25 protein-coding genes and 1 tRNA gene are annotated in these 25,697 nt (G+C 62.1%); 18 read left to right on the forward strand and 8 right to left on the reverse strand.

Annotation, left to right across the window (positions count from 1 at the left end):
• Positions 1–10 precede the first annotated feature (10 nt).
• The 6 genes from BMY91_RS02155 (at position 11) to BMY91_RS02180 (ending at position 5,173) form a co-directional block, all read left to right on the forward strand.
• Positions 11–610: a nitrobindin family protein gene (locus tag BMY91_RS02155; protein ID WP_090817694.1), complete on the forward strand. Its 600-nt coding sequence runs from the start codon at positions 11–13 to the stop codon at positions 608–610.
• A gap of 70 nt (positions 611–680) precedes the next feature.
• Complete coding sequence (locus BMY91_RS02160; RefSeq protein ID WP_090817697.1) at positions 681–1,403, forward strand: flavodoxin family protein; 723 nt, start codon at positions 681–683, stop codon at positions 1,401–1,403.
• 22 nt (positions 1,404–1,425) lie between these two features.
• Entirely contained in the window at positions 1,426–2,511 is a 1,086-nt protein-coding gene (locus BMY91_RS02165) for a CAF17-like 4Fe-4S cluster assembly/insertion protein YgfZ (RefSeq protein WP_090817700.1), read from the forward strand.
• Positions 2,508–2,927, forward strand: a complete 420-nt coding sequence (locus tag BMY91_RS02170) for an ankyrin repeat domain-containing protein (protein WP_090817703.1) — start codon at positions 2,508–2,510, stop codon at positions 2,925–2,927. Before BMY91_RS02165 ends, BMY91_RS02170 begins: the two co-directional genes overlap by 4 nt.
• Before the next feature lie 112 nt (positions 2,928–3,039).
• A complete protein-coding gene (locus BMY91_RS02175; protein ID WP_090819075.1) occupies positions 3,040–3,669 on the forward strand; it encodes a PadR family transcriptional regulator in 630 nt (209 codons plus the stop codon).
• Positions 3,653–5,173 (forward strand): DHA2 family efflux MFS transporter permease subunit, encoded by a 1,521-nt coding sequence (locus tag BMY91_RS02180; RefSeq protein WP_090817705.1) that lies wholly within the window; start codon positions 3,653–3,655, stop codon positions 5,171–5,173. The genes BMY91_RS02175 and BMY91_RS02180 overlap by 17 nt, the downstream gene beginning before the upstream one ends.
• An 87-nt stretch (positions 5,174–5,260) precedes the next feature.
• On the opposite strand, the gene BMY91_RS02185 is transcribed toward BMY91_RS02180, so the two are convergent.
• From BMY91_RS02185 to BMY91_RS02205, 5 genes are all read right to left on the reverse strand, one after another.
• On the reverse strand, positions 5,261–6,010 hold the full coding sequence (locus tag BMY91_RS02185) for a GNAT family N-acetyltransferase (RefSeq protein ID WP_090817708.1): 750 nt from the start codon (positions 6,008–6,010) through the stop codon (positions 5,261–5,263).
• Between the two features lie 17 nt (positions 6,011–6,027).
• On the reverse strand, positions 6,028–7,053 hold the full coding sequence (locus BMY91_RS02190) for an ATP-dependent 6-phosphofructokinase (RefSeq protein WP_090817712.1): 1,026 nt from the start codon (positions 7,051–7,053) through the stop codon (positions 6,028–6,030).
• 204 nt (positions 7,054–7,257) lie between these two features.
• Positions 7,258–7,506, reverse strand: coding sequence for a PspC domain-containing protein (locus BMY91_RS02195; RefSeq protein ID WP_090817714.1), 249 nt, complete (start codon positions 7,504–7,506; stop codon positions 7,258–7,260).
• Positions 7,507–7,537: 31 nt separating this feature from the next.
• Positions 7,538–7,909 (reverse strand): hypothetical protein, encoded by a 372-nt coding sequence (locus BMY91_RS02200; RefSeq protein WP_090817717.1) that lies wholly within the window; start codon positions 7,907–7,909, stop codon positions 7,538–7,540.
• A gap of 1 nt (position 7,910) precedes the next feature.
• Positions 7,911–9,500, reverse strand: coding sequence for a PspC domain-containing protein (locus tag BMY91_RS02205; RefSeq protein ID WP_177179829.1), 1,590 nt, complete (start codon positions 9,498–9,500; stop codon positions 7,911–7,913).
• A gap of 125 nt (positions 9,501–9,625) precedes the next feature.
• Between BMY91_RS02205 and BMY91_RS02210 the strand changes: the two genes are divergently transcribed.
• On the forward strand, positions 9,626–11,107 hold the full coding sequence (locus BMY91_RS02210) for an ATP-binding protein (RefSeq protein WP_090817719.1): 1,482 nt from the start codon (positions 9,626–9,628) through the stop codon (positions 11,105–11,107).
• Positions 11,104–11,778, forward strand: coding sequence for a LuxR C-terminal-related transcriptional regulator (locus BMY91_RS02215; RefSeq protein WP_090817721.1), 675 nt, complete (start codon positions 11,104–11,106; stop codon positions 11,776–11,778). The genes BMY91_RS02210 and BMY91_RS02215 overlap by 4 nt, the downstream gene beginning before the upstream one ends.
• Positions 11,779–11,921: 143 nt before the next feature.
• Here the strand turns inward: BMY91_RS02215 and BMY91_RS02220 are convergent, their stop codons facing one another.
• Entirely contained in the window at positions 11,922–13,151 is a 1,230-nt protein-coding gene (locus tag BMY91_RS02220) for a pyridoxal phosphate-dependent aminotransferase (RefSeq protein WP_090817724.1), read from the reverse strand.
• Positions 13,152–13,404: 253 nt separating this feature from the next.
• Between BMY91_RS02220 and BMY91_RS02225 the strand changes: the two genes are divergently transcribed.
• From BMY91_RS02225 to rplL, 9 genes are all read left to right on the forward strand, one after another.
• A tRNA-Trp gene (locus BMY91_RS02225) sits at positions 13,405–13,477 on the forward strand.
• Positions 13,478–13,557: 80 nt separating this feature from the next.
• Positions 13,558–13,839, forward strand: a complete 282-nt coding sequence (gene secE / locus BMY91_RS02230; protein WP_090817727.1) for a preprotein translocase subunit SecE — start codon at positions 13,558–13,560, stop codon at positions 13,837–13,839.
• 114 nt (positions 13,840–13,953) lie between these two features.
• Complete coding sequence (gene nusG, locus BMY91_RS02235) at positions 13,954–14,793, forward strand: transcription termination/antitermination protein NusG (protein ID WP_090817730.1); 840 nt, start codon at positions 13,954–13,956, stop codon at positions 14,791–14,793.
• Between the two features lie 130 nt (positions 14,794–14,923).
• Positions 14,924–15,355, forward strand: a complete 432-nt coding sequence (rplK, locus tag BMY91_RS02240) for a 50S ribosomal protein L11 (RefSeq protein WP_011775609.1) — start codon at positions 14,924–14,926, stop codon at positions 15,353–15,355.
• Between the two features lie 146 nt (positions 15,356–15,501).
• Positions 15,502–16,209 (forward strand): 50S ribosomal protein L1, encoded by a 708-nt coding sequence (gene rplA, locus BMY91_RS02245; protein WP_090817733.1) that lies wholly within the window; start codon positions 15,502–15,504, stop codon positions 16,207–16,209.
• Positions 16,210–16,317: 108 nt separating this feature from the next.
• On the forward strand, positions 16,318–17,427 hold the full coding sequence (locus BMY91_RS02250) for a GNAT family N-acetyltransferase (protein WP_090817737.1): 1,110 nt from the start codon (positions 16,318–16,320) through the stop codon (positions 17,425–17,427).
• Entirely contained in the window at positions 17,406–18,575 is a 1,170-nt protein-coding gene (locus BMY91_RS02255) for a GNAT family N-acetyltransferase (protein WP_090817740.1), read from the forward strand. Before BMY91_RS02250 ends, BMY91_RS02255 begins: the two co-directional genes overlap by 22 nt.
• 299 nt (positions 18,576–18,874) lie before the next feature.
• A complete protein-coding gene (rplJ, locus tag BMY91_RS02260; RefSeq protein ID WP_011775605.1) occupies positions 18,875–19,468 on the forward strand; it encodes a 50S ribosomal protein L10 in 594 nt (197 codons plus the stop codon).
• Between the two features lie 76 nt (positions 19,469–19,544).
• Positions 19,545–19,922, forward strand: coding sequence for a 50S ribosomal protein L7/L12 (gene rplL / locus BMY91_RS02265; protein ID WP_090817745.1), 378 nt, complete (start codon positions 19,545–19,547; stop codon positions 19,920–19,922).
• A 64-nt stretch (positions 19,923–19,986) separates the two neighbouring features.
• On the opposite strand, the gene BMY91_RS02270 is transcribed toward rplL, so the two are convergent.
• Both BMY91_RS02270 and BMY91_RS02275 read right to left on the reverse strand, forming a co-directional pair.
• On the reverse strand, positions 19,987–20,469 hold the full coding sequence (locus BMY91_RS02270; RefSeq protein WP_090817748.1) for an aminoacyl-tRNA deacylase: 483 nt from the start codon (positions 20,467–20,469) through the stop codon (positions 19,987–19,989).
• 11 nt (positions 20,470–20,480) lie between these two features.
• Complete coding sequence (locus BMY91_RS02275) at positions 20,481–21,680, reverse strand: acetyl-CoA C-acetyltransferase (protein WP_090817751.1); 1,200 nt, start codon at positions 21,678–21,680, stop codon at positions 20,481–20,483.
• A gap of 429 nt (positions 21,681–22,109) precedes the next feature.
• Here BMY91_RS02275 and rpoB point away from each other — a divergent pair, with 429 nt between their 5' ends.
• Complete coding sequence (gene rpoB / locus BMY91_RS02280; protein WP_043471397.1) at positions 22,110–25,616, forward strand: DNA-directed RNA polymerase subunit beta; 3,507 nt, start codon at positions 22,110–22,112, stop codon at positions 25,614–25,616.
• The last annotated feature ends 81 nt before the right edge of the window (positions 25,617–25,697 follow it).

The raw sequence follows: 25,697 nt of genomic DNA on the forward strand, positions 1-25,697 counted from the left end.
GGTAGTCGTTGTGCCTATTGAGATCCCAACAGACCTGACGCCTGAACTCGTCCCGCTTTCCTGGCTCATTGGTGAGTGGGAGGGCCGCGGCCGGCTCGGCAGCGGTGACGAGGATTCGGAGCATTTCGTCCAGCATGCCTCCTTCACCCATAACGGTCTTCCGTACCTGCAGTACCGGGCCGAAACCTGGCTCGCTGATGACGCCGGCACAAAGCTGCGTCCGCTGACGGTTGAGACCGGTTTCTGGGCTTTGGAGCGGAAGCTCCAGGAGGGCGACGGCGGTCCTGGGCTGATCCCGGCCGACATCGTTCCGGTGCTCAAGACGGCCGATGACGTTGAGGAGCGCCGCAACAAAGACGGCGGCTTCGATATCTCTGTCTCGATCGCCCACCCCGGCGGCATCACAGAGCTCTATTACGGCCAGATCAAGGGCCCGCAGATCCAGCTAAGCACTGACATGGTGATGCGCGGCAGCCACTCCAAGGAGTACACCGCCGCCACCCGGATCTTCGGCCTGGTGGACGGCAACCTCTTGTGGCGTTGGGATGTGGCCGCCAGCGGTAAAGCTCTCGAAGCCCACGCCTCTGCCTTCCTCCACAAGGTGTCCTGACCCGGGAAAGGCGTACTTGGCCCGAGGCCTCACTTTTCGTTCCGCACGCAACCAGCAGAAGGAGCAGACAGTGAACAGCAACCTCAAGCCGGGAGGCTATGAGGGCCTCAAGGCCGTCTTTTTCAATGGCACTCTCAAGCCCTCTCCACAGCTCAGCAACACGGATGGCCTGATCAGGATCAGCCGGGACATCATGGAGAAGCAGGGTGTCACCACCCGGCTCATCCGAACCGTTGACCATGACATCGCCAGTGGTGTGTATCCCGATATGCGTGAGCACGGCTGGAAGTCGGACGAGTGGCCGGAGATCTACCCGGCCGTCAAGGATGCCGACATCGTGGTGGTTGCCGGTCCCATCTGGCTGGGGGACAACTCGTCGCAGACCAAGAAACTCATTGAGCGGCTGTATGCGCATTCGGGCCAGCTGAACAGCCGGGGCCAATGGGCGTTTTACCCGAAAGTGGGCGGGTGCCTGATCACCGGCAACGAGGACGGCATCAAGCACTGCTCCATGAACGTGCTGTACAGCCTGCAGCACGTTGGCTTCACTATCCCGCCGCAAGCCGACGCTGGCTGGATTGGCCCCGTGGGTCCCGGGCCCAGCTATTTGGACGAAGGATCGGGTGGTCCGGAGAGTGATTTTACTAACAGGAACACCACCTTCATGACGTGGAACCTGCTCCATATGGCCAAGCTCCTGCGTGATGCAGGCGGCATTCCCGCCTACGGCAACTTGCCGGAGGAATGGAAAGCAGGCACCCGATTTGATTTCGAAAACCCGGAATACCGCTGAGCCGCAAGGACTTCTACTGGATATGACTTACAAAAGCCTTCTGTTGTCGCGCCCTGGCGCTGTCGAGGATACTGGTCTGGATGCCGGCGTCGCGGCCCACTATGGCGAGCCTCTGCGTGAGCAGCGCGCTTTGGCAACCGGTACCGCCGTCGTCGATCTTTCACACCGCGGCGTAGTGACTGTCTCCGGCCCGGACCGGTTGAGCTGGCTCAACACACTGTCCTCCCAGCAGCTCACCAATCTGCAGCCCGGAGTTTCCAGCGAACTGTTGATGCTCAGCGTGCAAGGCCGCATCGAGTTCGACGCGAGGGTCATCGACGACGCTGAAACCACCTGGCTGATCGTGGAGAGCGCGGAAGCGGCCCCGTTGGCGGAATGGCTGAACAAGATGAAGTTCATGCTCCGCGTGGAGATCACGGATGTCTCGGAGCAGTGGGCGGTGGTGGGTGCCACCAAGGCTGTGGAGCAGTTGTCATCCCGCTTGGTATGGGAAGATCCCTGGCCGCATGTCAGCCCTGGCGGCTACGCCTACAGCATCGTCCCCGAAGAGTCCCACCCGGGGCTGGAGCGGCCGTGGTTTGAGTACCTGGTCCCGGTTGCCGAGCTTGAAAACGCCGTGGACGGACTGCCTCTGGCAGGGTCCTTGGCTGCAGACGCCTTGAGGATCGCCGCATGGCGGCCGCGCCTGGGCGCCGAAACGGATGAGAAGACCATTCCCCACGAATTGGATCTCTTGAGGACCTCGGTTCACTTGAACAAGGGGTGCTACAAGGGCCAGGAGACCATCGCCCGCGTGCACAACCTGGGCCACCCGCCGCGGAGGCTGGTATTCCTGCAACTGGACGGCTCCCAGCACACGCTGCCCGCTGTTGGCAGTGTCGTATTTGCCGGGGAACGCAAGGTAGGTACTCTGACTTCGGTGGCGCAGCACTTCGAAATGGGACCGGTGGCCTTGGCCTTGGTCAAGCGCTCCGTTTCAGCGGAGGAAACCCTGACCGTGATGGATGGCGAAGAGCCTTACGTCGCTGCCCAGGAAGTGATCGTCGCCCCCGACGCCGGCCAGGTTGTCGGGCGCCAGACCGGATTCCTGAAGGGACCCCATCGATGAGCCACCCCACCGGCCCGGAGGCCACCGGCCCCGAAACGGCCGCCGACGACGAAACGTTGGCCCTCGCCCATGCCCTGTTTGACGCCGCACGCGGCGGCGACGCCGAATTGCTGCGCAGCTACTTGGCCGCGGGCGCTCCGGCAACCCTGACCAACGCCGCCGGTGATTCGCTGTTGATGCTCGCGGCGTATCACGGTCACGAGGACGCGGTGCAGCTGATCCTGCATCACGGCGCCGACGTCAACGCTGCCAATGACCGCGGGCAGACGCCGCTGGCCGGGGCCGTGTTCAAGGGATATACGGGCGTAGCCCGGGCGCTGCTGGATGCAGGTGCAGACCCCGACGCCGGAACCCCCTCAGCGCGCGACGCTGCGACCATGTTCGCGCGGACGGAGATTTTGGCCCTCCTGGGCTGATTCAGGCCACTACGCCAGCAAGCCCGGTCGCTGCAGCGGCCGGGCTTACTTGCGCCTACATATTCCACGTGGAATAGTTGTGGTGGAATATTTATGATGAAAGGTGTCCGCTGTGCCCAAAGTTGCTGACCTGACGCCCCTGGGTGTTGCGTCCCTGGCGCTTCTGGCAGAAGAACCCATGCATCCGTACGAGATGTATCAAGTCCTGATGGCCCGCCATGAGGACCGGCTCGTCAAAGTCCGCCCCGGCACGCTGTATCACGCGGTCGGCCGGCTTGAGGAACACGGGCTCGTCCAGGCAACCGGAACGGAACGCGAAGGCAACCGCCCCGAACGGACTACGTACTGCATTACCGACGCCGGGCACCAGGCCCTGGATGCCCGGCTCCAAGCGATGCTGTCCACGCCCGTTAACGAGTACCCCCTCTTCCCACACGCGATAGCCGAAGCCCATCACCTTCCCGCGGACGTTGTGATGCGGCTCCTTGAAGAGCGGGTGGTGGCGCTCAGCGCCGATCTTGACTTCCTGGTTACCGCCGAGGCCACCGTGACGGCCAAAGGACTGGACCGCAAGTACTGGATCGACATCACGTATCAACAAGCAATCACGCGAACGGAGATCGCGTGGATCCGCGGTCTCCTGGAGGAGTTGGACAGCGGAAAACTGCCCTGGGACGAACCCCGGCCAACTCCAACCGAACTTTCAAACAAGCCAAAGGAATCCCTTGGAAAACGTAGCTAAGCCGTGGCCCGCGCTGTGGTCACTCGTGGTGGGTTTCTTCATGATCCTCATCGACACCACCATCGTGTCGGTCGCGAATCCGCGGATCATGGAGGGCCTCAACACGGATATCAATGCCGTCATCTGGGTCACCAGCGCCTATCTGCTGGCATACGCCGTCCCCCTGCTCATCACCGGCAGGCTTGGTGACAGGTTTGGTCCCAAGAACCTGTACCTGATCGGCCTTGTGGTCTTCACTCTCGCCTCTTTGTGGTGTGGGCTCTCCGGCGATGTCACCATGCTGATCGCCGCCCGTGCGGTTCAGGGCTTTGGTGCCGCCATGATGACGCCGCAGACCATGGCCGTCATTACCCGCATCTTTCCTCCGGACCGGCGCGGTGCCGCCATGGGTCTGTGGGGAGCTACCGCCGGCATGGCAGTACTCGTTGGGCCGATCCTTGGCGGCGTCCTGGTGGACAGCCTGGGGTGGGAATGGATCTTCTTCGTCAACGTCCCCATCGGCATTGTGGCGTTCATCCTGGTCACCCGTTTTGTCCCGAAACTGACGACGCACAGCCACACGTTCGACGTCGTTGGCGTGGTGCTGTCCGCCGTCGGCATGTTCCTGCTGGTCTTTGGCATCCAGGAGGGCCAGACGTACAAGTGGGGAACAGTCACCGGCTTCATTTCCGTGTGGGGCCTGATCGTCACCGGAATTGTTGTGCTGGTTCTCTTCGTTGTTTGGCAGTGGCTCCTGGAACGCCGGGGCGGGGAACCCCTGCTGCCCCTTGGCTTGTTCAAGGACCGCAACTTCTCGCTGGGCAACACCACCATCATGGCCGTTGGCTTCACGGTCACCGCTTTCCCGCTGCCCACCATCTTCTACTACCAGACGGTGCGAGGCCTGACGCCCACCCAGTCGGCGCTGCTGATGATCCCCATGGCCGTCATTTCGGGTGCGCTGGCGCCATTCGTTGGCAAGCTCATTGACCGTGCGAACCCGCGCTACTTTGCCTCGTTCGGGCTGGTCTGCATGGCCGGAGCATTGTTCTGGACCGCGGCCTTGCTGGGACCTGACACCCCCATCTGGATGTTCCTGCTTCCCAGCGCTTTGCAGGGCGTTGCCAACGCCTTTATCTGGGGTCCGGTATCCAACGCCACCACCCGCAACCTGGCACCCCGCCAGGCCGGGGCGGGTTCGGGCGTGTTCAACACCACCCGCCAAATCGGTGCCGTCCTGGGTTCGGCGGCCATCGCCGCCCTGATCCAGTCGCGGCTGGCAGCAGAACTGCCTGCGGCGCCTGCCGGTGCTCCTGTTGGTGAAGCCTCCATGAGTGGTGTCCTGCCGGAAGCCCTGCATGCAGGATTCTCGACGGCGATGAGCCAGTCCATCATCCTGCCCGCCTGTGCGATTCTGCTGGGTGCCGTGGTGGCTTTGTTCTTTGGCAAGCCGAAGTCGGTGAGTGGTTGGGGCGGCACATCCGAATCCGAACCAGCCACGGAGAAGGCTGATCTCAACACCTAGACTGCTCAACACCTGGACTGTTTGTACAGCTAACGCCCTCAGGAGGGTTCCTAAAGGGCGTTAGCTGTACAAACACTCCGCCGGGATTCAGCCGAGCAGTACGCTCGCGTGGAGCCCGCCCGTGGCGAAGCCAAGGCTGCGGGCCATCGCGAGTGCTCCAGTGTTGCTGACATCGGCTTTCCACTGGAGGGTCAAGCCCGCCGCCAGGGCCTCGTGCGCCGCGATGGACGCAGCCAGCGTGCCCAAACCGCGCCTTCGCCAGGGTGGCGCCACCAGAACCCCCATGTTGGCCAGGATGCCCTCCCACTCGGAATACGCCCCACAGGCCACCGGTGTGGGCTGCTCCTCATCCGGGTGCATGATGGTGAAGCGGTGCTCCAATCCTTGGAGCCCAACTTCATTGACGTCATCCGGTGGGCAGAGCCCTTCAAGGCTGATCGCCTCGGGATTCCCGTGCGAGACGGTGAGATCGTCCGAGGGTTGCTGCAGGGGCAGATCGTCCGCGAAAAACAGGGCCGTTGACCCGAGACCGTGCCCGCCATGTGCCCGGGTCAGGGTCAGCAAGGTGACGTGCTGTGCGAGCTCGGTATCGGGAAGTTCCGCCGCTGCGTCCAGCGCCCACTGGGGCCCCACCAAAGCTGAAACCCCGAAGAGCCTCAGGAAGACCACTGACCGGGCGGACTCGTCCACGCGGGTGATTCTGTTGGCGGGTTGACCAGGGTCTGGCGTGCCGGTGGCGAGCTGGGCAGCCGCGGTGGCGAAAGCGTCGTCGCCGAGCCCCAAATGACGAGCCCACGCCAGCTGGATAATGGCAGCGGACGTGGGCTCTAAAGTCATGGATTCAGCCTAGCCGACTACCCGAACAGCACCGACGCTTCGTCGTAACGGTGCTGTGGCACGGTCTTGAGTTTGCCGAGGGCTTCTTCGAAGCCGACGTGGGAGATGTCTGTGCCCTTCAGGGCCACCATGGTGCCCCATCGACCTTCGACGACGGAGTCGATGGCGGCCATGCCCAGGCGTGTGGCCAGGACGCGGTCGTACGCGGTGGGGACGCCGCCGCGCTGGATGTGGCCAAGGATGGTGGCGCGGGTTTCGATGCCGGTGCGTGCTTCGATCTCGGGTGCCAGTTGATCGGCGATGCCGCCAAGGCGGGGCCGGCCGAAGGTGTCCAGGCCACGCTCGGAGTGCGGGGATTCCATGTGATCGGGAACGAAGCCCTCGGCAACTACCACCAGGGGCGCGCGGCCACGGTCGTGGGCTTCCTGGACCCATTCGGTGATCTGTTCGATGCTGGCTTTCTGTTCCGGGATCAGGATGGCGTGGGCGCCGGCGGCCATGCCGGCGTGCAGTGCGATCCAGCCGACGTGGCGGCCCATGACTTCGGCGATCATGCATCGGTGGTGGGACTCGCCGGTGGTGCGGAGCCTGTCGATGGCCTCGGTGGCGATTTGGACGGCGGTGTCGAAGCCGAAGGTGTAGTCGGTGGCGTCGAGGTCGTTGTCCACGGTTTTGGGGACTCCGACGATTTTCAGGCCGGCGTCGGTGAGGCGTTTGGCAGCGGCCAGGGTTCCCTCGCCGCCGATGGCGATGATCGCTTCAATGCCCAGCCGTTCCATGTGGGCTTTGATGACGTCCGGGCCGCCGCCGTTTTCGAACGGGTTGGTGCGGGAGGTGCCCAGGATGGTGCCGCCTTGCTTGGCGATACCGCGGACCATGGCGCGGGGAATGTCGATGACATCACCTTCAACCACGCCACGCCAGCCGTCGCGGAAGCCAACGAACTCCTGGCCGTGGATGGCAATGCCTTTGAGGACTGCTCCGCGGATCACTGCGTTGAGGCCGGGGCAGTCGCCACCGCTGGTAAGAATGCCAATTTTCATGTTTGCTCACTCATGGCTTGGAGGAATACGTGCAGAGCGCCACGCTGAGCTCCCCATGATTGTAGACGGGCATGTGGGGTGGGACACAAACGGTTACTTTTCAACCCGGCCGTGCGGTAATGGAAACCTGACGGAAAACATCGCAAAAGCGCCCCGCCAACCGGCGGGGCGCTGCGCGTCGCTCTAGAACTGTTTCACCGTGAACTACCGGGAACGCTGGCTGATGAAGGATTCGAGGGGGATCTTGTTCTTTTGGTCCGGCAGGATGAGCCAGCCCAGGATGTAGACCACCAGGGCCGGCCCTGGCAGCAGGCAGAAGAGCAGGAAGGCGACCCGGACATAGGCTACGTCCACACGGAGTTTCGCTGCGATTCCTCCGCAGATGCCTCCCAGCCAGCGTTGCGGTCCACGCTTCAGGCCGAAGCCCCTGACGATGCTGAAGAACTTGTCCATGGCTACAGACTTCCCTGTTGTGCTTGCTTTGTCACTTTGTGGTGGTCACTTTTTTGGAACCCTTGCGGGCGGAGAGGAGTCCACCCACTACCAATGCGGCTCCCGCACCGATCATGAGGCCGATCAGCACGTACGTCCCGTTGAGTGTCACCCAGCCGAGTGTGGAGATGACAATCAGGGCGGCCAGCGCCATCACGATCAGCCCCCACACCACGGTTCCTATCCGCGCCTGCTGTGGATCGTCGTCGTCCGTGTGCTCTACCTTGAAGCTGGGTTCCAGCGGGGGTGTGAGCGGAATCTGCTGGAGGGTTGGCTTGGGAAGGGCCTCGGTGGGGCGGGTTTCCCTGGGCAGTGGCTGCGTTGGCTGGGCCTCGTGGGCCTTGCCTGGCTCGTTGATGCTCATGTCAGTTTCCTTCCTGGATGGTCACGTTGCTGAACGTGCCGTCGATTTCCACCACGAGGTTGGCTCCGGGCTTTTCGGTGTTGTACAGAGTCCGGTCGTCCTGAAGGCGGCCACCGCGGTCGGACCCGCGTTCGTTGAGATTGCCGAAGGTCATATCCGCCCTGACCTCCACGGGAACGTCATCGGGGATGATCACAGTGACGTTGCTGGCCGTGGCGTCCACCGGAATGGTGACCTCGGAGATCAACGGCGCCGTCAGGGACAGCTCGCTCAAGTCCAATTGCCCTTGGGCCCCCGTGACGTTGATGCCGAGCCGTGCCTGCTCCACGCTGGTGGGTGTCCAGTTCACGTCGTGGAAGGTGAAGCGGTCTCCATTCCTGGGAACCACATTGAAGATGCCACCGATGATCAGCGCTACGATCACAAGGAATCCGAGGAATCCTGGCGTCCGGCCGCGGAGTCCGGCGATGAGTATGCCCAGGCCCAGAACTGCGGCACCGGTTGCCCACACCACGGCGTTGGCCGAGTTGCCCAACTCAATGATGTTGCCGGCGTCGAGCGCTTTCAGGGTGCCGCCGGCCAGAAGTGCAGCGCCCGCAGAGACTGCCACGATCGCGGGACCGGGGCCCTTTTTCTTTGGTGCTGCCGGCTTCGGCTGCCACCCTTGCGGGGGAGTGGGACCATACGGCGGCCGCGGACCGGAAGGTGCGGCAGGGCCGGAAGGAGTGAAGTGGCCTGATGGGGGAACCTGGCTTGATGGCGGAACCGGACCGGAACTGTAGCCGCCAGAGGGATTGGGGCGTCCTTGGTGCTTGGTGCCCGGAGCCGATGCACCGTAGACAGGCACCCCGGTGTTGCTGCCCGCGGTGGCAGTGGATGCATAGGATGCGGGCGTTCCGTACGTGGCATTGCTGCCGGGAGCGGTTGCGTAATTCTGCTGCCCCATGGTGGGTGTTCCCTTCGAAGCCTTGTTTCGCTGCACCAGGAAGTAGATGAGATAGAAGACGCCGCCCATCCAGAAGAGCGTCCAGAACACCCCAGGAAGTCCGTCCCAGCCCCAGCCCCAGAAGCCGCGGCCCAGACCCGGCAGGCCAATGATCGTAGTGATCAATGCCCCGGTCATGCCTCCCGACCATCGGCCGGCACCAGCCTCCTGGACGTGGATGCGGCCATCCGGCTCGGGGAGCAGCGCCCAGGCAACGCCGTAGAGCAGCACGCCAACGCCGGCGAAGAGTGCCAGGACAATGAAAATGCCCCTCACGATCAGCGGGTCGATGCCAAACCGGTGGGCTACACCGCTTGCGACGCCACCGATCCAACGGTCCGGTCCACGGCGGATGCCCTGGTTGCGGATCCAGTCGAAGAAGTTCTGCTGGGAACCTGCCGGTGCGTCGCCGGTGGGCGGGTAGTTGCCGCTGGCGGGACCAGTCCCCGCAGAAGTGCCGGCCGTGGGCTCTTCCGGTGCCCCGGAAGCGGAACCGGCGGCGCCGGTTGAAGCGCCGCTGGACGAGCCGGTGGAGGCGCTGGAGCCGGATGCGCCGGTGGTGCCAGGCGTTCCGGGTTCCTCTGGGTTCATGCTGTTCGCGTTCATACTTCGATCCTGCCGTCCGGCAGGGCACGCCCTCTACTGGGGGATACCCTGAATGATCCCTGAGAGACCCCCGAACAACGCTGGTTCCCGGTCCGGGGCACCCTGATCCGTGTTTGGATTGGTACATGACAACCGCTGTACAACGCCCCGCGCTGGTCCGCAGCAGCGACCGCATGATCGCAGGCGTCTGCAGCGGACTGGCCGATCACCTGGGCTGGCCCGTCAAATTCGTCCGGCTCGGCATGATCCTGGCCTGTTTCGCCGGCGGTGCCGGCGTGGCCTTCTATGCGTGGCTTTGGACCATGGTTCCCACCGCGGATGAGAGCGCCAAACGCAATGCCCGCCGGCCGGCGTCGCCCATTGCTCCTGCGGTGAGCTTGCCGTCTGCCGCTGCGGCGCCCGCCCGGGCCTCAAAAGCGTACGACGCCGGTCCGTCGCCGGCGGTGGGTGGAGGACCCCCTGCGGCTGGTGCATCAGCCGCTGGCGTCCAGGCATCCGGTTCCTCCAATGGGACTGGATCTTCCGCCGGCTTCGGCGCCACGTCCGCCGATGACTGGTGGGGCGGCAGTGCCATGGCGTCCTGGTTCTCGTTCCGCAAGATCCAGTACGGCAAGGAGATCCTGCTCGGCGCCGCTTTGCTCCTGGTGGCCGCCATCCTGATTGCACGCCAGTTCGGCGTGGACGTTCCCTTGGGAACGCTCATCCCTGCTGCGGCCATCCTTGGCGGCGCGGCGATTGCCTGGATGCAGCTGGACGAAACCCGCAGGGCCGGATTGGTGGACAAGACCAAGGCCGATCAGGCAGGTGGATGGGTCCGGCTGGCGGCCGGTTTGGCCTTGGTAGTGGCAGGTGTCCTGGTAATGGTGTCCGGTTCAGGTTCGTGGGAACAGACCTGGCTGGCGCTGCTGGCATCCGTGGCCGTCCTTGGCGGTGTGGCCCTGGTACTGCTGCCATGGGGATTGAAGTTTTGGAAGGATCTCGAAACAGAACGGGCGGGCCGGGTCCGGGAAACAGAACGAGCAGAAATAGCCGCCCATTTGCACGACTCCGTCCTCCAGACTCTGGCCCTTATCCAACGGCGGGCCGGCTCCGAACAGGACGTGGTCCGGCTGGCGAGGGCGCAGGAACGCGAACTCCGGGCCTGGCTCTTCAGCGATGCTGCCAAGGAATCGGGGCTCTTGGCTGATCGGATCAAATCAGTAGCAGCTGAAGTGGAAGACTCCCACGGCCAAGCGGTGGAAGTGGTGACTGTGGGCGATACCGAAATGACGGACAGGCATGAAGCTTTGGTCCAGGCGGCCAGGGAAGCAATGCTTAACGCTGCACGGCACGGAGGCGGAACCGTCTCCGTGTACCTGGAGAGCACCGCCGGCAGTACCGAGATTTTCATCAAGGACCGGGGACCCGGATTCGATCCCGACGCTGTTCCGGAAGACAGGCTGGGCGTCAAGGAATCGATCATCGGCCGCATGAAGCGGCACGGTGGTAGCGCTGCCATCACCAGCAGCAGCAACGGAACGGAAGTCCGGTTGACCCTGCCATCGGCAAACGCGGACACGGGGGAGCAACGGAACAACGATGTGCGGAATGGAGAAGCGAAACAATGACGACCACCCCTGACAGTGGTGCCGGACGCAGGGTGCGCGTGGTGATCGTGGATGACCACACCATCTTCCGGTCCGGTCTGAAAGCCGACCTCGATCACCGCATGGACGTGGTGGGCGAAGCAGGAACCGTGGAGCAGGCCATCGCAATAATCGCGGAGACCCGCCCTGAGGTTGTGCTGCTGGATGTCCACCTCCCCGGCGGCCTGGGTGGTGGCGGCCGTGAAGTCATTGCCGGGTCTTCTGCACTGCTGGGCACCACCAGCTTCCTGGCGCTCAGCGTCTCCGACGCAGCGGAGGACGTGGTCTCCGTGATCCGTGCAGGCGCCCGGGGCTACGTCACCAAGACCATCTCCGGCAAGGAGATTTCGGATGCCGTGATCCGGGTAGCCGACGGCGATGCCGTGTTTTCGCCACGGCTTGCCGGCTTTGTACTGGATGCCTTTGGGACCGCTCCGGCGGACATCGCGGACGACGAACTGGACAGGCTTTCGGCCCGCGAACTCGAAGTCATGCGGCTGATCGCCCGCGGCTACAGCTACAAGGAAGTTGCCAAGGAGCTCTTCATTTCCATCAAGACCGTGGAAACGCATGTGTCGGCGGTTCTGCGGAAGTTGCAACTGTCCAGCCGGCACGAGCTCACCAAATGGGCGGCCGAGCGCCGCCTCCTCTGACGCTCTCTCACCTATCGTCGGTTTTTCCCGATCGCTCTCTCACCTATCGTCGGTTAACCGCGAACGCTCTCCCACCTACCGCCGGTTAAACGCAAACGCTCTCCCACCTACCGAGGTGGGAGAGCGTTCGCGTTGGCCGGTCGCTACTTTGCCTTGCCCAGGAACTCCTGGATTCGACGAACGCCTTCTGCCAGGTCCTCATCACCGAGTGCGTAGCTCAGGCGGACGTAGCCGGAGGGTCCGAACGCCTCGCCGGGAACCACGGCAACTTCAACCTCATCGAGGATGAGCGTGGCAAGTTCCGCTGATGTGGTGGGGCGGACGGGACCGTTGGAGGTCTCAAATTCCTTGCCCAGCAGTCCTCGGACATCCGCGTAAACGTAGAAGGCGCCTGTCGGCGTCGGGCATTCGACGCCTTCGATCGCGTTCAGGCCGGCCACAATTGCTTTGCGACGGCGGTCGAAGGCCACCTTCATCTCGTCGACGGCGGTCAACGGGCCCGTGAGGGCGGCGGCAGCAGCGATCTGCATGATGTTGGAGACGTTGGAAGTCGCGTGCGACTGAAGGTTGGTGGCCGCCTTGATGACATCGGCAGGGCCGATCATCCATCCCACGCGCCAACCGGTCATGGCATAGGTCTTGGCCACACCGTTGAGGATGACAACTTTGTCGCCCAGTTCCGGTGCAGCGGTGGCAATGGAGGTGAACTCGACGCCGTCGTAGGTCAGGTGCTCGTAGATCTCGTCGGTAACAACCCAGAGTCCCTTGGACGCGGCCCACTTGCCGATTTCCGCTACCTGTTCCGGGCTGTACACGGCGCCGGTGGGGTTGGACGGGGAGACGAAGAGCAGGATCTTGGTCTTGTCCGTTACAGCGGCTTCAAGCTGCTCAACGGTCACAAGGTAGCCCTGCTCCGGCCCGGCGAAGACTTCCACCGGCACACCGCCGGCAAGACGGATGGCCTCCGGGTACGTGGTCCAGAACGGGGTGGGAATGATGACCTCGTCGCCCGGATCCACCAAGGTAGCGAACGTGTTGTACACGGCCTGCTTCCCACCGTTGGTCACCAGCACCTGGGATGGATCCACCTTGTAGCCGGAGTCCCGCAGGGTCTTCTCCGCGATGGCCTTCTTCAGCTCGGGCAGACCGCCTGCGGGGGAGTAGCGGTGGTACTTCGGCTGGCTGGCAGCCTCAATGGCCGCCTGGACGATGTAGTCCGGGGTGGGGAAATCGGGTTCACCGGCACCAAAACCAATCACGGGACGCCCCGCGGCCTTCAGTGCCTTGGCCTTGGCATCAACGGCAAGGGTGGCGGACTCGGCGATGGCGGAGATTCGCTGTGAAATGCGGGCGGCAGTTGTTCCGGCAGACATCTATGTACCGTTCTTCGCAGGCAGCTCGTGGGCTGGATGATGGGATTCGACGTAAACTACCTTATGCTGTTCTGCGGAGCTCCCGGGCGCCTGTCGAAGTTTGTGACTGATAATGCTGGTCACAGGGTTTAGAGGCTTGGGAGGTCCGGAATTGGGCCGGTTCGACTATCGCGAAATTCTTGCGTAGACTGGTTCACCGGTGTTGAAAAGCACCACAGGCTGAAGTGCGGCCTGAAACATGGATTTGATCCATAGGGTAGTGGCGCAATTGGTAGCGCAGCGGTCTCCAAAACCGCAGGTTGCAGGTTCGAGTCCTGTCTGCCCTGCGCAAGCTGTTCCGGCGGAAACGCCGGGGCAAGCGCAGCAACCATGGCTCTGATCAGAGTCGGGTCAACGACTTTGCAAGGTGAGTGAGGACCAGGTGACCGAAACAGCTGCCAGCAGCTCGAAGGGCCGTCCCGCCAAGAAAGCCGATCGCGGCTTCTTCGCCCGTATTGCACTTTTCGTCCGCCAGGTCATCGGTGAACTGAAGAAGGTCGTTGCACCCACCCGCAAGGAACTGATCAACTACACGCTCGTGGTGCTGGTGTTCGTAGCCATCATGATGCTCATCGTCACCCTGCTGGATCTGGCCTTCGGTACGGGAGTCAGCTGGGTCTTTGGTGGGGCAGGCGCTACGGACCGCTAAGCGGATCTGTCCGCAAACTGTGTGAAATCTTCTGGGAAATCAGGAATTTTGCGGGGTTTGCGGAATTGAGCCATTTAAATAGGCATGTTAGGCAATGAGGAAGCAGGAGACCAAGTGTCTGAGCAGGAGCTCGAGGTAAACGAGACTGAGCTGGAAGAAACTGAGGGCGCCGCAGCTGAGGCTGTGGAAGAGTCCGAGGTTGATTCTGCTGCGCCCGAATCTGCCGACGTCGACGATTCCGAAGAGGATTTCGAAGCTGACGTAGACGACGAGTCTGATGACGAGTCGGACGACGAAGCTGCGGAAGAGTCCGACGGCGACGACCTTGCAGCCGCTGCTGCTGCTGCGCCGGCTGATCCGGCCGAAGAATTCAAAGGCAAGCTGCGCCGCCAGGAAGGTGACTGGTACGTCATCCACTCCTACGCCGGTTATGAGAACCGCGTGAAGGCAAACCTTGAGACCCGCATCCAGACCCTGGACATGGAAGATTACATCTTCGAGATCCAGGTGCCCATGGAAGAGGTCGTCGAGATCAAGAACGCGCAGCGCAAGGTCATCAACCGCGTTCGCATTCCCGGCTACGTCCTGGTCCGCATGGACTTGACCGACGCCTCCTGGGGCGCCGTTCGTCACACCCCGGGCGTCACCGGCTTCGTGGGCAACGCCCACAACCCCGTGCCGCTGCGCCTTGATGAGGTCTTCTCCATGCTCGCCCCGGTCTTCGAAGAAGAGCAGGCAGAGCAGGGCAAGCCCGTCAACAAGCAGAACCAGGCTCCCGTGGCCGTCGACTTCGAGGTCGGCGAGTCGGTCATCGTCAAGGAAGGCCCGTTCGAGACCCTCCCGGCAACGATCTCCGAGATCAAGCCCGAGTCCCAGACCCTCGTGGTGCTGGTCTCGATCTTCGAGCGCGAAACTCCGGTGACGCTCGCATTCAACCAGGTCACCAAGATCTAGCTGATTCCAAAATTTCGCTCCAGTCCTGCCTGCTTAGCAGTTCGGGAGCGGCCGGTCGCCTCGCCATGGCGGCCACCAACCTGGGACGCGCTCCTGTGTCCCAGGAAGCTATTGAGAGAAGGACCCTACATTGGCTCCCAAGAAGAAGGTCACCGGCCTCATCAAGCTGCAGATCCAGGCAGGTGCCGCTAACCCGGCTCCGCCGATCGGTCCTGCGCTTGGCCAGCACGGTGTCAACATCATGGAATTCTGCAAGGCGTACAACGCTGCAACGGAATCCCAGCGCGGAAACGTTATCCCGGTTGAAATCACGGTTTACGAAGACCGTTCCTTCACCTTCATCACCAAGACCCCGCCGGCTGCAGAGCTCATCAAGAAGGCTGCAGGCGTTGCCAAGGGTTCGGCTACCCCGCACACCGTCAAGGTTGCCAAGCTGACCCAGGCACAGGTTGAGGAAATTGCTTCCACCAAGATGGAAGACCTCAACGCCAACGACATCAAGGCAGCTGCCCTGATCATCGCAGGCACCGCCCGCTCCATGGGCATCACCGTAGAAGGCTAGTAACCTTCGAAGGCCTTTGTGGCCTTCACCCGCCGGGCAACCGGCATCTGAAACATTGAAATGTCGCAGGATCCTTGCCGGATCCACGACTGTGGCAGGGCCCAGCGCGGTCCGCAGACCACAACTGCACAAGGAGAAACAGCAGCATGGCAAAGCGCAGCAAAGCATATGAGGCAGCCGTAGCCAAGATCGAGGCAGACAAGGTCTACGCCCCGATCGAAGCCATCACCCTCGCGAAGGACACCAACCCTTCCAAGTTCGACGCAACCGTTGAGGTCGCTTTCCGCCTGGGCGTTGACCCGCGTAAGGCTGACCAGATGGTTCGTGGCACCGTCAACCTGCCGCACGGCACCGGTAAGACCGCCCGCGTCCTCGTTTTCGCAACCGGCGACAAGGCTGAAGCAGCAATCGCTGCCGGCGCCGACTTCGTTGGTTCCGATGACCTGATCGAGAAGATCGCAGCCGGCTGGACCGACTTCGACGCCGCAGTGGCAACCCCTGACCTCATGGGCAAGGTTGGCCGCCTCGGTAAGGTCCTCGGACCGCGTAACCTCATGCCGAACCCGAAGACCGGTACGGTTACCCCGGATGTCACCAAGGCTGTCAACGACATCAAGGGCGGCAAGATCGACTTCCGCGTCGACAAGCACTCGAACCTGCACTTCATCATTGGCAAGGTTTCCTTCGACGCCAACAAGCTGGCCGAGAACTACGCAGCTGCACTGGAAGAGGTGCTTCGCTTGAAGCCGTCTGCTTCCAAGGGCCGCTACATCCAGAAGGCTACCGTTGCCACCACGTTCGGTCCGGGCATCACCGTTGACCCGAACGTCACCAAGGTTCTCACCGACGCGTAAGCTTCGCGAGCACTTGCTCTGGTAAAAGGACCGTCCGGCTTAGCCGGGCGGTCCTTTTCTTTGCCGTTTCCCTGTTCACCGCAGGAGGTGCGCCGTAGGCTGTGGTGCGTGTCGTCGTCGAGCGTTGCCGAAAGTTCCGGGTGGTCCGTAGAGCGGATCGGGGTGCCGGAAAGTCCTGATGCCCAGGGGGCGCCCGACTTCCGAGCCTTTCATGAGCTCGACGTTGCCCACCACGTCAAACTGTGGGGGGACCTGGACCGTTGCGCCACCTTGGCCGAGGCTGTCCTCTTCTGGCAGGGCAATGAATACGAAGAACGACACGTGTTCCTTGCACGCCTCGACGGGGTGGTGGTGGGCCGCGGCACACTGACGTTGCCGCTCAGCGAAAACACGACGACGGCGGGTGTGGACGTTCTGGTGGACGCCGCCTATCGCCGGCGGGGCTTTGGGTCGAAGATCCTCGCCGTGCTGGAAGATCTGGCCCGGGAGCGGGGTCGCGTCTCCTTTGATGCGTTTGTTTCCGAACCAATCGGGCTCCTGGTTCCAGGTGCTGGGTTGCTGGAGGCAAAGTCCGGGACGGGTGGCGTCCCTTTGGATACGGCCTCCACCGGCTTCGCTATCCACCATGGGTATTCCCTGGAGCAGGTTGAAACAAACAGCACACTGCCCCTTCCGGTGGGGGAAGCGCTCCTGCAGGAGCTCGAAGGAGAGGCCGCAACGCGGGCAACCGGCTACAGCGTGATTGGGTGGCAGGATCGTTGCCCTGATGAGCTTGTGGACGTGTTCGCCAGACTCAAAAGCCTCATGAGCACGGAGGTGCCCATCGCAGGTCTGGGCTGGGAAGGCGAGGAATGGGATGCCAACCGCGTCCGGGTTGAGGAATCTACGTGGCTGGCAGGCGGTGTTTCTTTCACGGCGGCTGTTGCCCGACACGATGCCACGGGAGAGCTGGCCGCCTACACCGTCCTCACCCACCGCGAAGCCACCCCGGGTATGGTCTACCAGGAGGACACGTTGGTTGCTCCCGGGCACCGCGGTCATCGACTTGGCATGTTGGTCAAGATTGCCAATCTCCGCCGTGTTCATCAGTTGTGGCCGGCCGCCACGTCGGTGATGACGTGGAACGCCAATGAAAACCGGCATATGCTGGCCATAAATATCGCCCTTGGATTCAAGCCTTCCGGCTTTGACGGCGAATGGCAGAAACGGCTGGGATGACTGTAGACGAGGCGAAGACCGTTCAAGTCGAGCAGCTGTGGGTGCCTGACACCCTGGACAGCCCCGACGCCACTGATTTCCTGGACGCCGTGGAAGTAGGGCGCCGGGTCCGTATGGAGACCTGGGGGAGTGACGACCTCGCCTACACTCCCTTGGAGAAACTGCTTGAATTTTCAGATCCCTATGAACGGCAGATCATCTTGGTGGCCAAGGTGGACGGGGCGATTGTGGGCACAGTAGATATCGCCCTGCCCTTGGCGGACAACATGGACCTGGCGGAGTTCACCTTGGATATCCTGCCTGAGTTCCAGAGCCAGGGTGTCGGGCGCCAATTGCTCGAGGCAGCGGAACAGCTTGCCCGGGCAGAGGGCCGCACCATGATCCTGGTGGACACGAATCATCCGGCAACGTCCTTGACTGAAGTTCCCGAGGATCAGCTGATTCCAGGAAGCGGTGCGGGATTTGTTCCTGTCAGCAGCAGGGAAGTGGACTTCGCCAAGCGCGCCGGCTACACCTTGCAGCATATTGAGCAGTTCAGTTCCTGCGCATTGCCGCTCGATTCAAAGCTGGTGGCGGACCTGCAGCTTGAGGCGGAGGAAGCCAACGGCGGTCGTTACGCCCTGCATCATTGGACTGATCGCTGCCCGGAGCCTTGGCTGGAGGCAGTGGCTGCGTTGGAAAATGCTGCAGGCGAAGTTGTTCGTGACGACACGGAGGATGAGGCCCCGGAAGTCGAAGCGAGCGGCATGGTCTTCGACCCCATCGTTTTGCGTGAGACTGAGGACGCCGCACTGGCGCAGGGGCGGCGTACGGTGGTCACCGCCGTCGAGCATGTGGAGAGCGGCAGGCTGGTGGGCCTGACCACCATCAGCGTCCTCGCGCACCGCCAGGACGTGGTTTTCCAGGACGACACCCTGGTCCTCCAGGAGCACCGGGGCAACAAGCTCGGACTGCTCATCAAAGTGGCCAACATGGAACGGCTCAGCGAGCAGTTCCCGGACGCCCGCGTGGTCTACACATGGAATGCGCCTGAAAACCGCTACCTGCTGACGGTCAACAAGCAGCTCGGATTTACGACGGCGGGCGTCACCGGGCTGTGGCAGAAGGAACTGCCTGGCAGGGGTACAGGAACCACATCCTCAGACTAGGGCGCCGTCGATTTGGTTTGCTGAACACTCTCCCGTAACCTTGAAGTACCAAAGACCGTCGGTTGATGGGAATCCACTCTTTCGAGCCAAGCTCAATTCTGCAGCCACGCCCGTGAGAACCAAGTGAATTCCTTGACGAAGGACCCTGAACATAGGGCGGCCGGCGCAGGTGAACGAAGCTAGTCTCCACGGATCAGTCTGTGTTGAGCCAAGCCCCGTGCATCTGCGCGGGGCGTTTTTTAGTTTTAGCTCTCGAGCGGGGACCCGGAAGACCGGCTTTATTCCCCGGAAGGAGGGTTATGACAACGCCTAGCAAGATCTCCGCAGTTGCAGAGATCACGAACGATTTCAAGGAATCGAACGCGGCTGTCCTGACCGAATACCGCGGGCTCACTGTTGCACAGCTCAAGGAACTGCGTGTTGCGCTCGGCCAGGACACCAAGTTCTCGGTCGTCAAGAACACCCTGAGTGCCATTGCAGCCAAGGAAGCTGGTGTTGAAGCATTCAACGATCAGCTTGCCGGCCCCACTGCAATCGCCTTCATCAAGGGTGACGCTGTTGCTGCTGCCAAGAGCCTGACGGACTTTGCCAAGGCCAACAAGCAGCTGGTTATCAAGACCGGCGTCTTCGAAGGCAAGGCATTGGACGCAGCAGGAGTTGCCGCACTGGCAGCCCTCGAGTCCCGCGAGCTGCAGCTTGCACGTGTTGCTGGTGTCCTCAAGGCTCCCGCATCCGCTGCTGCACGCATCATCGACGCTCTGCGCCTCAAGCTTGAAGAAGAGGGCGGCGCATCTGCACCGGCCGCTGAAGAAGCCCCGGCCGCTGAAGAGGCTGCTGCTGAAGAGGTTGCGGCTCCGGCCGAAGCCGCTGAAGCTGCAACCGAAGAGAACTAAGTTCTCCCCTCAATCAAACTCTGGTGCATGGACCGGCTTGAGCCGGATGTGCTCCAACTAATGGAAGGACGCCACCATGGCGAAGCTCAGCAACGAAGAGCTCATTGAAGCTTTCAAGGAACTGACCATCATCGAGCTCTCCGAGTTCGTCAAGCTCTTCGAAGAGACCTTCGAAGTTACGGCTGCTGCTGTTGCAGTTGCTGGCCCCGCTGCCGGCGGTGCTGCTGAAGCTGCTGAAGAGAAGACCGAATTCGACGTCGTTCTCGAAGCTGCTGGCGACAAGAAGATCGCAGTGATCAAGGAAGTTCGCGCTATCACCTCCCTCGGCCTCAAGGAAGCCAAGGACCTGGTTGACGGTGCACCGAAGGCTGTTCTCGAAGGCGCCACCAAGGAAGCCGCAGAGAAGGCAAAGGCTCAGCTCGAAGAAGCTGGCGCAACGGTTACCCTCAAGTAACTCGTCTTGCTTGTGGAAGCCCCGTCCGGTTCGCCGGGCGGGGCTTCCTGCGTTAAGCGTTGCCTTAAACGGGTTCGCTGATGTCCGCCACGATGGCTCCCAGGGCCGCCGTCAGCGCGTCGGCATCCACGAAGGCACTGCGGCCGTGCGCACCTGCCCCCATCGAGATACGCCGCCCGGTAATGGTGGCGTCCGCGTAGACCGGCCAAGGAGTCGTGCTTCCCAAAGGTGTGATGGTTCCACGTTCGTAGCCAGTTGCAGCCAGGGCAACATCGGCGTGCGGGAGCGACAACTTGTTGACGCCCACCAAGGCACGCAGTTTGGGCCATGAGATCTGGCGATCCCCTGGAATGAGCGCGAACAGGAAGCTCCCATCGCGGTGCTTGACCACCAATGACTTCACGATGTCCGCAGGGCTGATACCCAGGATCCCGGCTGCCTCTTCAAGGCTCCGCGCAGCGGGGCGCTCGAAGACGTCTACGTCCAGCCCCCGCGCGGCGGCATCGGAGAGGAACCGCTCGGCTCCATCCATCATGGATTCAGTCATGCCTTTTCCCTTCAGTCGCGGTACAGGAGCAGGGCTTCACCCTGTCCGCCGCCACCGCAGAGGGAGACAGCGGCTTTGCCCGTTCCCCTGCGCTTCAGTTCGTGGGCTGCGTGAAGGGCCAGCCGCGCGCCCGATGCCCCGATAGGGTGGCCCAGGGCAATGGCTCCACCATGGATGTTGCACTTTTCCAAGGGATAGCGCAGGTCCTTGAGGGACTGGACGGCCACAGACCCAAACGCCTCGTTGATCTCGATGAAATCGAGGTCTTCGGCTGTCCATCCGGCCCGCTTCAGCGCTTGGGCAATGGCGTTTGACGGCTGGGAGTGCAGGGAGTTGTCAGGCCCAGCAACCTGACCGGGCTTGCCCACTACAGCCAGGTAGTCCAGTCCGTTGTCCTCGGCGAAGCGTCGACTCGTCAACACCAGTGCGGAGGCGCCGTCGGACAGGGGAGAGGAGTTGCCGGCCGTGATAGTGCCATCAGTGGCGAAGGCTGCCTTGAGCGGAGCCAACGTCTCGATGGTCGTGGCGGGCCGGACACCCTCGTCCGTGGTCAGGACCAGGGGCTCGCCCTTGCGCTGCTTGACGCGGACCGGAGCAATTTCGACGTCGAACGTTCCGTCCGCGATTGCGGCAGCGGCACGCTGGTGGGAAGCAGCTGCTACCTCGTCCTGGGACTTGCGGTCAATGCCAAGCGTGACGTTCTTGCTCTCGGTGGACAATCCCATGGACTGTCCGTCGAAGGCATCGGTGAGTCCGTCGTGAGCGGCAACATCCAGGGCCTGGATGGCACCGTAAGTCCAGCCCTGACGGGAACCCGGGAGGAGGTGGGGCGCCCGGGTCATGGATTCCTGGCCACCGGCAATAACCACCGTGGCGTCACCGCTGCGGATCATACGGGCGGCATCAATGACGGCCGTCAGGCCGGACAAGCACACCTTGTTGATGGTCACGGCCGGGATGTTCCAGCCAACGCCTGCGGCAATTGCGCTCTGCCGGGCAGGATTCTGTCCGGCGCCGGCCTGGAGGACCTGGCCCATGATGACGGCGTCCACCTGCTCGGCTTTGACGCCGCTGGCCGCCAGAGCTGCCGCGATGGCATGCGCACCAAGGTCGACGGCGGTGAAGCCCGCCAATTGCCCGTTGAGCCGACCCTGTGGGGTACGGGAAGCGGCAAGGATGACAACGTCATTGTCGTCAGCGGAGTTGGTCATGGTCTCTCTTCCGATCCGGGAGTGGTCCTGCAAGGCTATCGCGGGGCGTGCGTCAGCCTAACGTTTCAACGGTTGTGCCCTCCCCAGCATTCCATGACGGGGATTCCGCGGCTACGCAGCGGCCCGGTGGACCGCTTAGGTGCCTGCAGCAACGGTGCTTGCAATCACGGACGATCTGGGGTAGACAGGAAGGCTGCTTTGCCGTATCGTAGATATTTGCGTCTTCCCTGTTAACCTTCAGCCTTCATATAGCGGTGGGCTTTACCTCTCAGCTGCGTCATTGACGTGCCGTTCCTACAACGTGCACAACCATGAGCAGGCTGGGTCCGGGTCATATAGCGGAACCGGAATAAGTATGCTGCAGAGCACTCTGCAGGATGCAAACGGGGGAGATCTGAAAACGCCTGAAGGTCTGTGGAAGGATCCCTCTTGGTCGCCTCGAGCACCTCTAATAACGAAACCGCTAACACGGCAAGCACCGATGGTGCCACCCGCCGCCTCTCATTCGCAAAGATTCACGAACCCTTGGATGTTCCGAATCTTCTCGCCCTGCAGACGGACAGCTTTGACTGGCTGGTCGGAAACGAACGCTGGCAGGCGCGGGTAGCGAAGGCTGTCGAGGAGGGCGACCTCAGCGTCGCCACCACCTCCGGACTTGCCGACATCTTCGAAGAGATCTCCCCTATCGAGGACTTCCAGGGCACCATGTCCCTGAGCTTCTCCGAGCCGGAGTTCGCTGACCCGAAGTACACCATGGCCGAATGTAAAGACCGTGACGCCACCTACTCGGCACCGCTGTATGTCAAGGCCGAGTTCATGAACAACAACACGGGCGAAATCAAGCAGCAGACCGTGTTCATGGGCGACTTCCCCCTGATGACTGAAAAGGGAACGTTCGTCGTCAACGGCACTGAGCGTGTCGTGGTCTCCCAGCTGGTCCGTTCGCCGGGCGCCTACTTTGAGCGCACCGCAGACAAGACCAGTGACAAGGACATCTTCACTGCGAAGATCATCCCGTCCCGTGGTGCATGGTTTGAACTCGAAATCGACAAGCGCGACCAGGTCGGCGTTCGCCTCGACCGCAAGCGCAAGCAGTCGGTCACGGTTCTCCTGAAGGCCCTCGGCTGGACCGAAGGCCAGATCCTGGAAGAGTTCGGCCAGTACGACTCCATGCGTGCAACGCTGGAGAAGGACGCCACCGAAACCCGCGAAGACGCGCTTCTGGACATCTACCGCAAGCTGCGTCCGGGCGAGCCGCCCACAGTCGAGGCTGCCCAGTCCCTGCTGGACAACCTGTACTTCAACGCCAAGCGCTACGATCTTGCCAAGGTTGGCCGTTACAAGATCAACCGCAAGCTCGGCATCGACCGCTCCCTTGGTGACAAGGAAGCATCGGTCCTGCACGTTGAAGACATCGTTGCCATGATCAAGTTCCTCGTCGCGCTTCACGCCGGCGAGAAGACCCTCATGGGCAAGCGCGATGGCGAAGACCACGAGCTCCGCGTTGACGTGGACGACATCGACCACTTCGGCAACCGTCGTATCCGCGCCGTGGGCGAACTGATCGAGAACCAGGTCCGCACCGGTCTTTCCCGCATGGAACGCGTCGTTCGCGAACGCATGACCACGCAGGACGTCGAGGCCATCACGCCGCAGACGCTGATCAACATCCGTCCCGTTGTTGCAGCCATCAAGGAGTTCTTCGGAACGTCCCAGCTGTCGCAGTTCATGGACCAGAACAACCCGCTCTCGGGTCTTACCCACAAGCGCCGTCTGTCGGCACTTGGCCCGGGTGGTCTGTCCCGTGACCGTGCAGGCATGGAAGTTCGAGACGTTCACCCGTCCCACTACGGACGTATGTGCCCCATCGAAACTCCTGAAGGCCCGAACATTGGTCTGATCGGTTCGCTGGCTTCTTACGGCCGCATCAACCCGTTCGGCTTCATCGAGACGCCGTACCGACTGGTTTCCGAAGGCGTTGTTTCCGACGAAGTCCAGTACCTGACGGCCGACGACGAAGCCGAGGTCCTGATCGCACAGGCCAACGCTCCGCTGGATGCTGACAAGAAGTTCTCTGAAGAGACCGTCCTTGTCCGTGCCCGTGGTGGTGGAGGCGAGCCCGTTCTGGTTCCCGCTGCAGACGTTCAGTTCATGGACGTTTCCCCGCGCCAGATGGTGTCCGTGGCAACAGCCCTGATTCCGTTCCTTGAGCATGACGATGCCAACCGTGCACTCATGGGTGCCAACATGCAGCGCCAGGCCGTGCCGCTGGTCCGTTCCGAGGCTCCTTTCGTGGGCACCGGCATGGAGCGCGCAGCAGCCGTCGACGCCGGTGACGTTGTCATCGCGAAGAAGGCAGGTGTGGTGACCGAGGTTTCCGCCGAGCTCGTTGTGATGATCAACGACGACGGTACCGAGACCAACTACCGCATCAACAAGTTTGCCCGTTCCAACCAGGGCAACTGCTACAACCACCGCGTCCTGGTCAACGAAGGCCAGCGCTTGGAAGTTGGCGGCATCATTGCCGACGGTCCCGCAACGGACCAGGGTGAACTCGCCCTCGGTAAGAACCTGCTCGTGGCATTCATGTCATGGGAAGGCCACAACTTCGAGGACGCCATCATCCTGTCCCAGCGCATCGTTGCTGAGGATGTTCTTTCCTCCATCCACATCGAGGAGCACGAAATTGATGCCCGCGACACCAAGCTTGGTGCCGAGGAAATCACGCGTGACATCCCTAACGTGTCCGAGGAAGTCCTGGCAGGCCTGGACGAGCGCGGCATCATCCACATCGGTGCCGAGGTTGAAGCAGGCGACATCCTGGTCGGTAAGGTCACCCCGAAGGGCGAGACCGAACTGACTCCGGAAGAGCGCCTTCTCCGCGCGATCTTCGGTGAGAAGTCCCGTGAAGTCCGCGACACCTCCTTGAAGGTGCCCCACGGCGAGTCCGGTACGGTCATCGGCGTTCGCGTCTTCGATCGCGACAACGACGACGAACTGCCCCCGGGCGTGAACCAGCTGGTCCGCGTCTACGTTGCAGCCAAGCGCAAGATCACCGACGGCGACAAGCTCGCCGGCCGTCACGGCAACAAGGGTGTTATCTCCAAGATCCTTCCGATCGAGGACATGCCCTTCCTTGCAGACGGTACCCCGGTGGACATCGTCCTGAACCCGCTGGGTGTTCCGGGTCGAATGAACGTTGGCCAGGTTCTGGAAACCCACCTCGGTTGGGTTGCCAAGACCGGTTGGAAGATCGAAGGCGAGCCTGAGTGGGTCAAGAACCTGCCCAACCTGCCCCGTGAAACCGGCCAGACCACCGTTGCCACCCCGGTGTTCGATGGCGCCCGCGAAGAAGAAATCACGGGCCTGCTTGACTCCACCAACGTGACCCGCGATGGCGATCGCCTGATCGACTCCTCCGGCAAGACCCGTCTGTTCGACGGCCGCTCCGGCGAGCCGTTCCCGGACCCGATCTCTGTCGGTTACATGTACATCCTGAAGCTCCACCACTTGGTGGACGACAAGATCCACGCACGCTCCACCGGCCCGTACTCCATGATCACGCAGCAGCCGCTGGGTGGTAAGGCTCAGTTCGGTGGCCAGCGCTTCGGTGAAATGGAAGTGTGGGCGCTCGAAGCTTACGGTGCCGCTTACACCCTTCAGGAACTCCTCACGATCAAGTCGGATGACATCCATGGTCGTGTGAAGGTCTACGAAGCCATCGTCAAGGGCGAGAACATCCCTGAGCCTGGCGTTCCCGAGTCCTTCAAGGTCTTGATCAAGGAAATGCAGTCGTTGTGCCTGAACGTGGAAGTCCTTTCCACCGACGGAACCACGATCGAAATGCGTGACTCTGATGACGCAGTCTTCACGGCTGCGGAAGAACTGGGCATCGATCTGTCTCGTGCAGAGCCCAGTTCCGTAGAAGAGGTCTAGCAGCCGTTCCGGCGGACAGTCTTAACGTCTGCCCGCCGGAACAGCTCCCTCTTCCCGTAACCAAGACTTCAGAATTTAGAG

The organism is Arthrobacter sp. yr096 (assembly GCF_900108925.1).
Classification (GTDB): Bacteria; Actinomycetota; Actinomycetes; order Actinomycetales; family Micrococcaceae; genus Arthrobacter.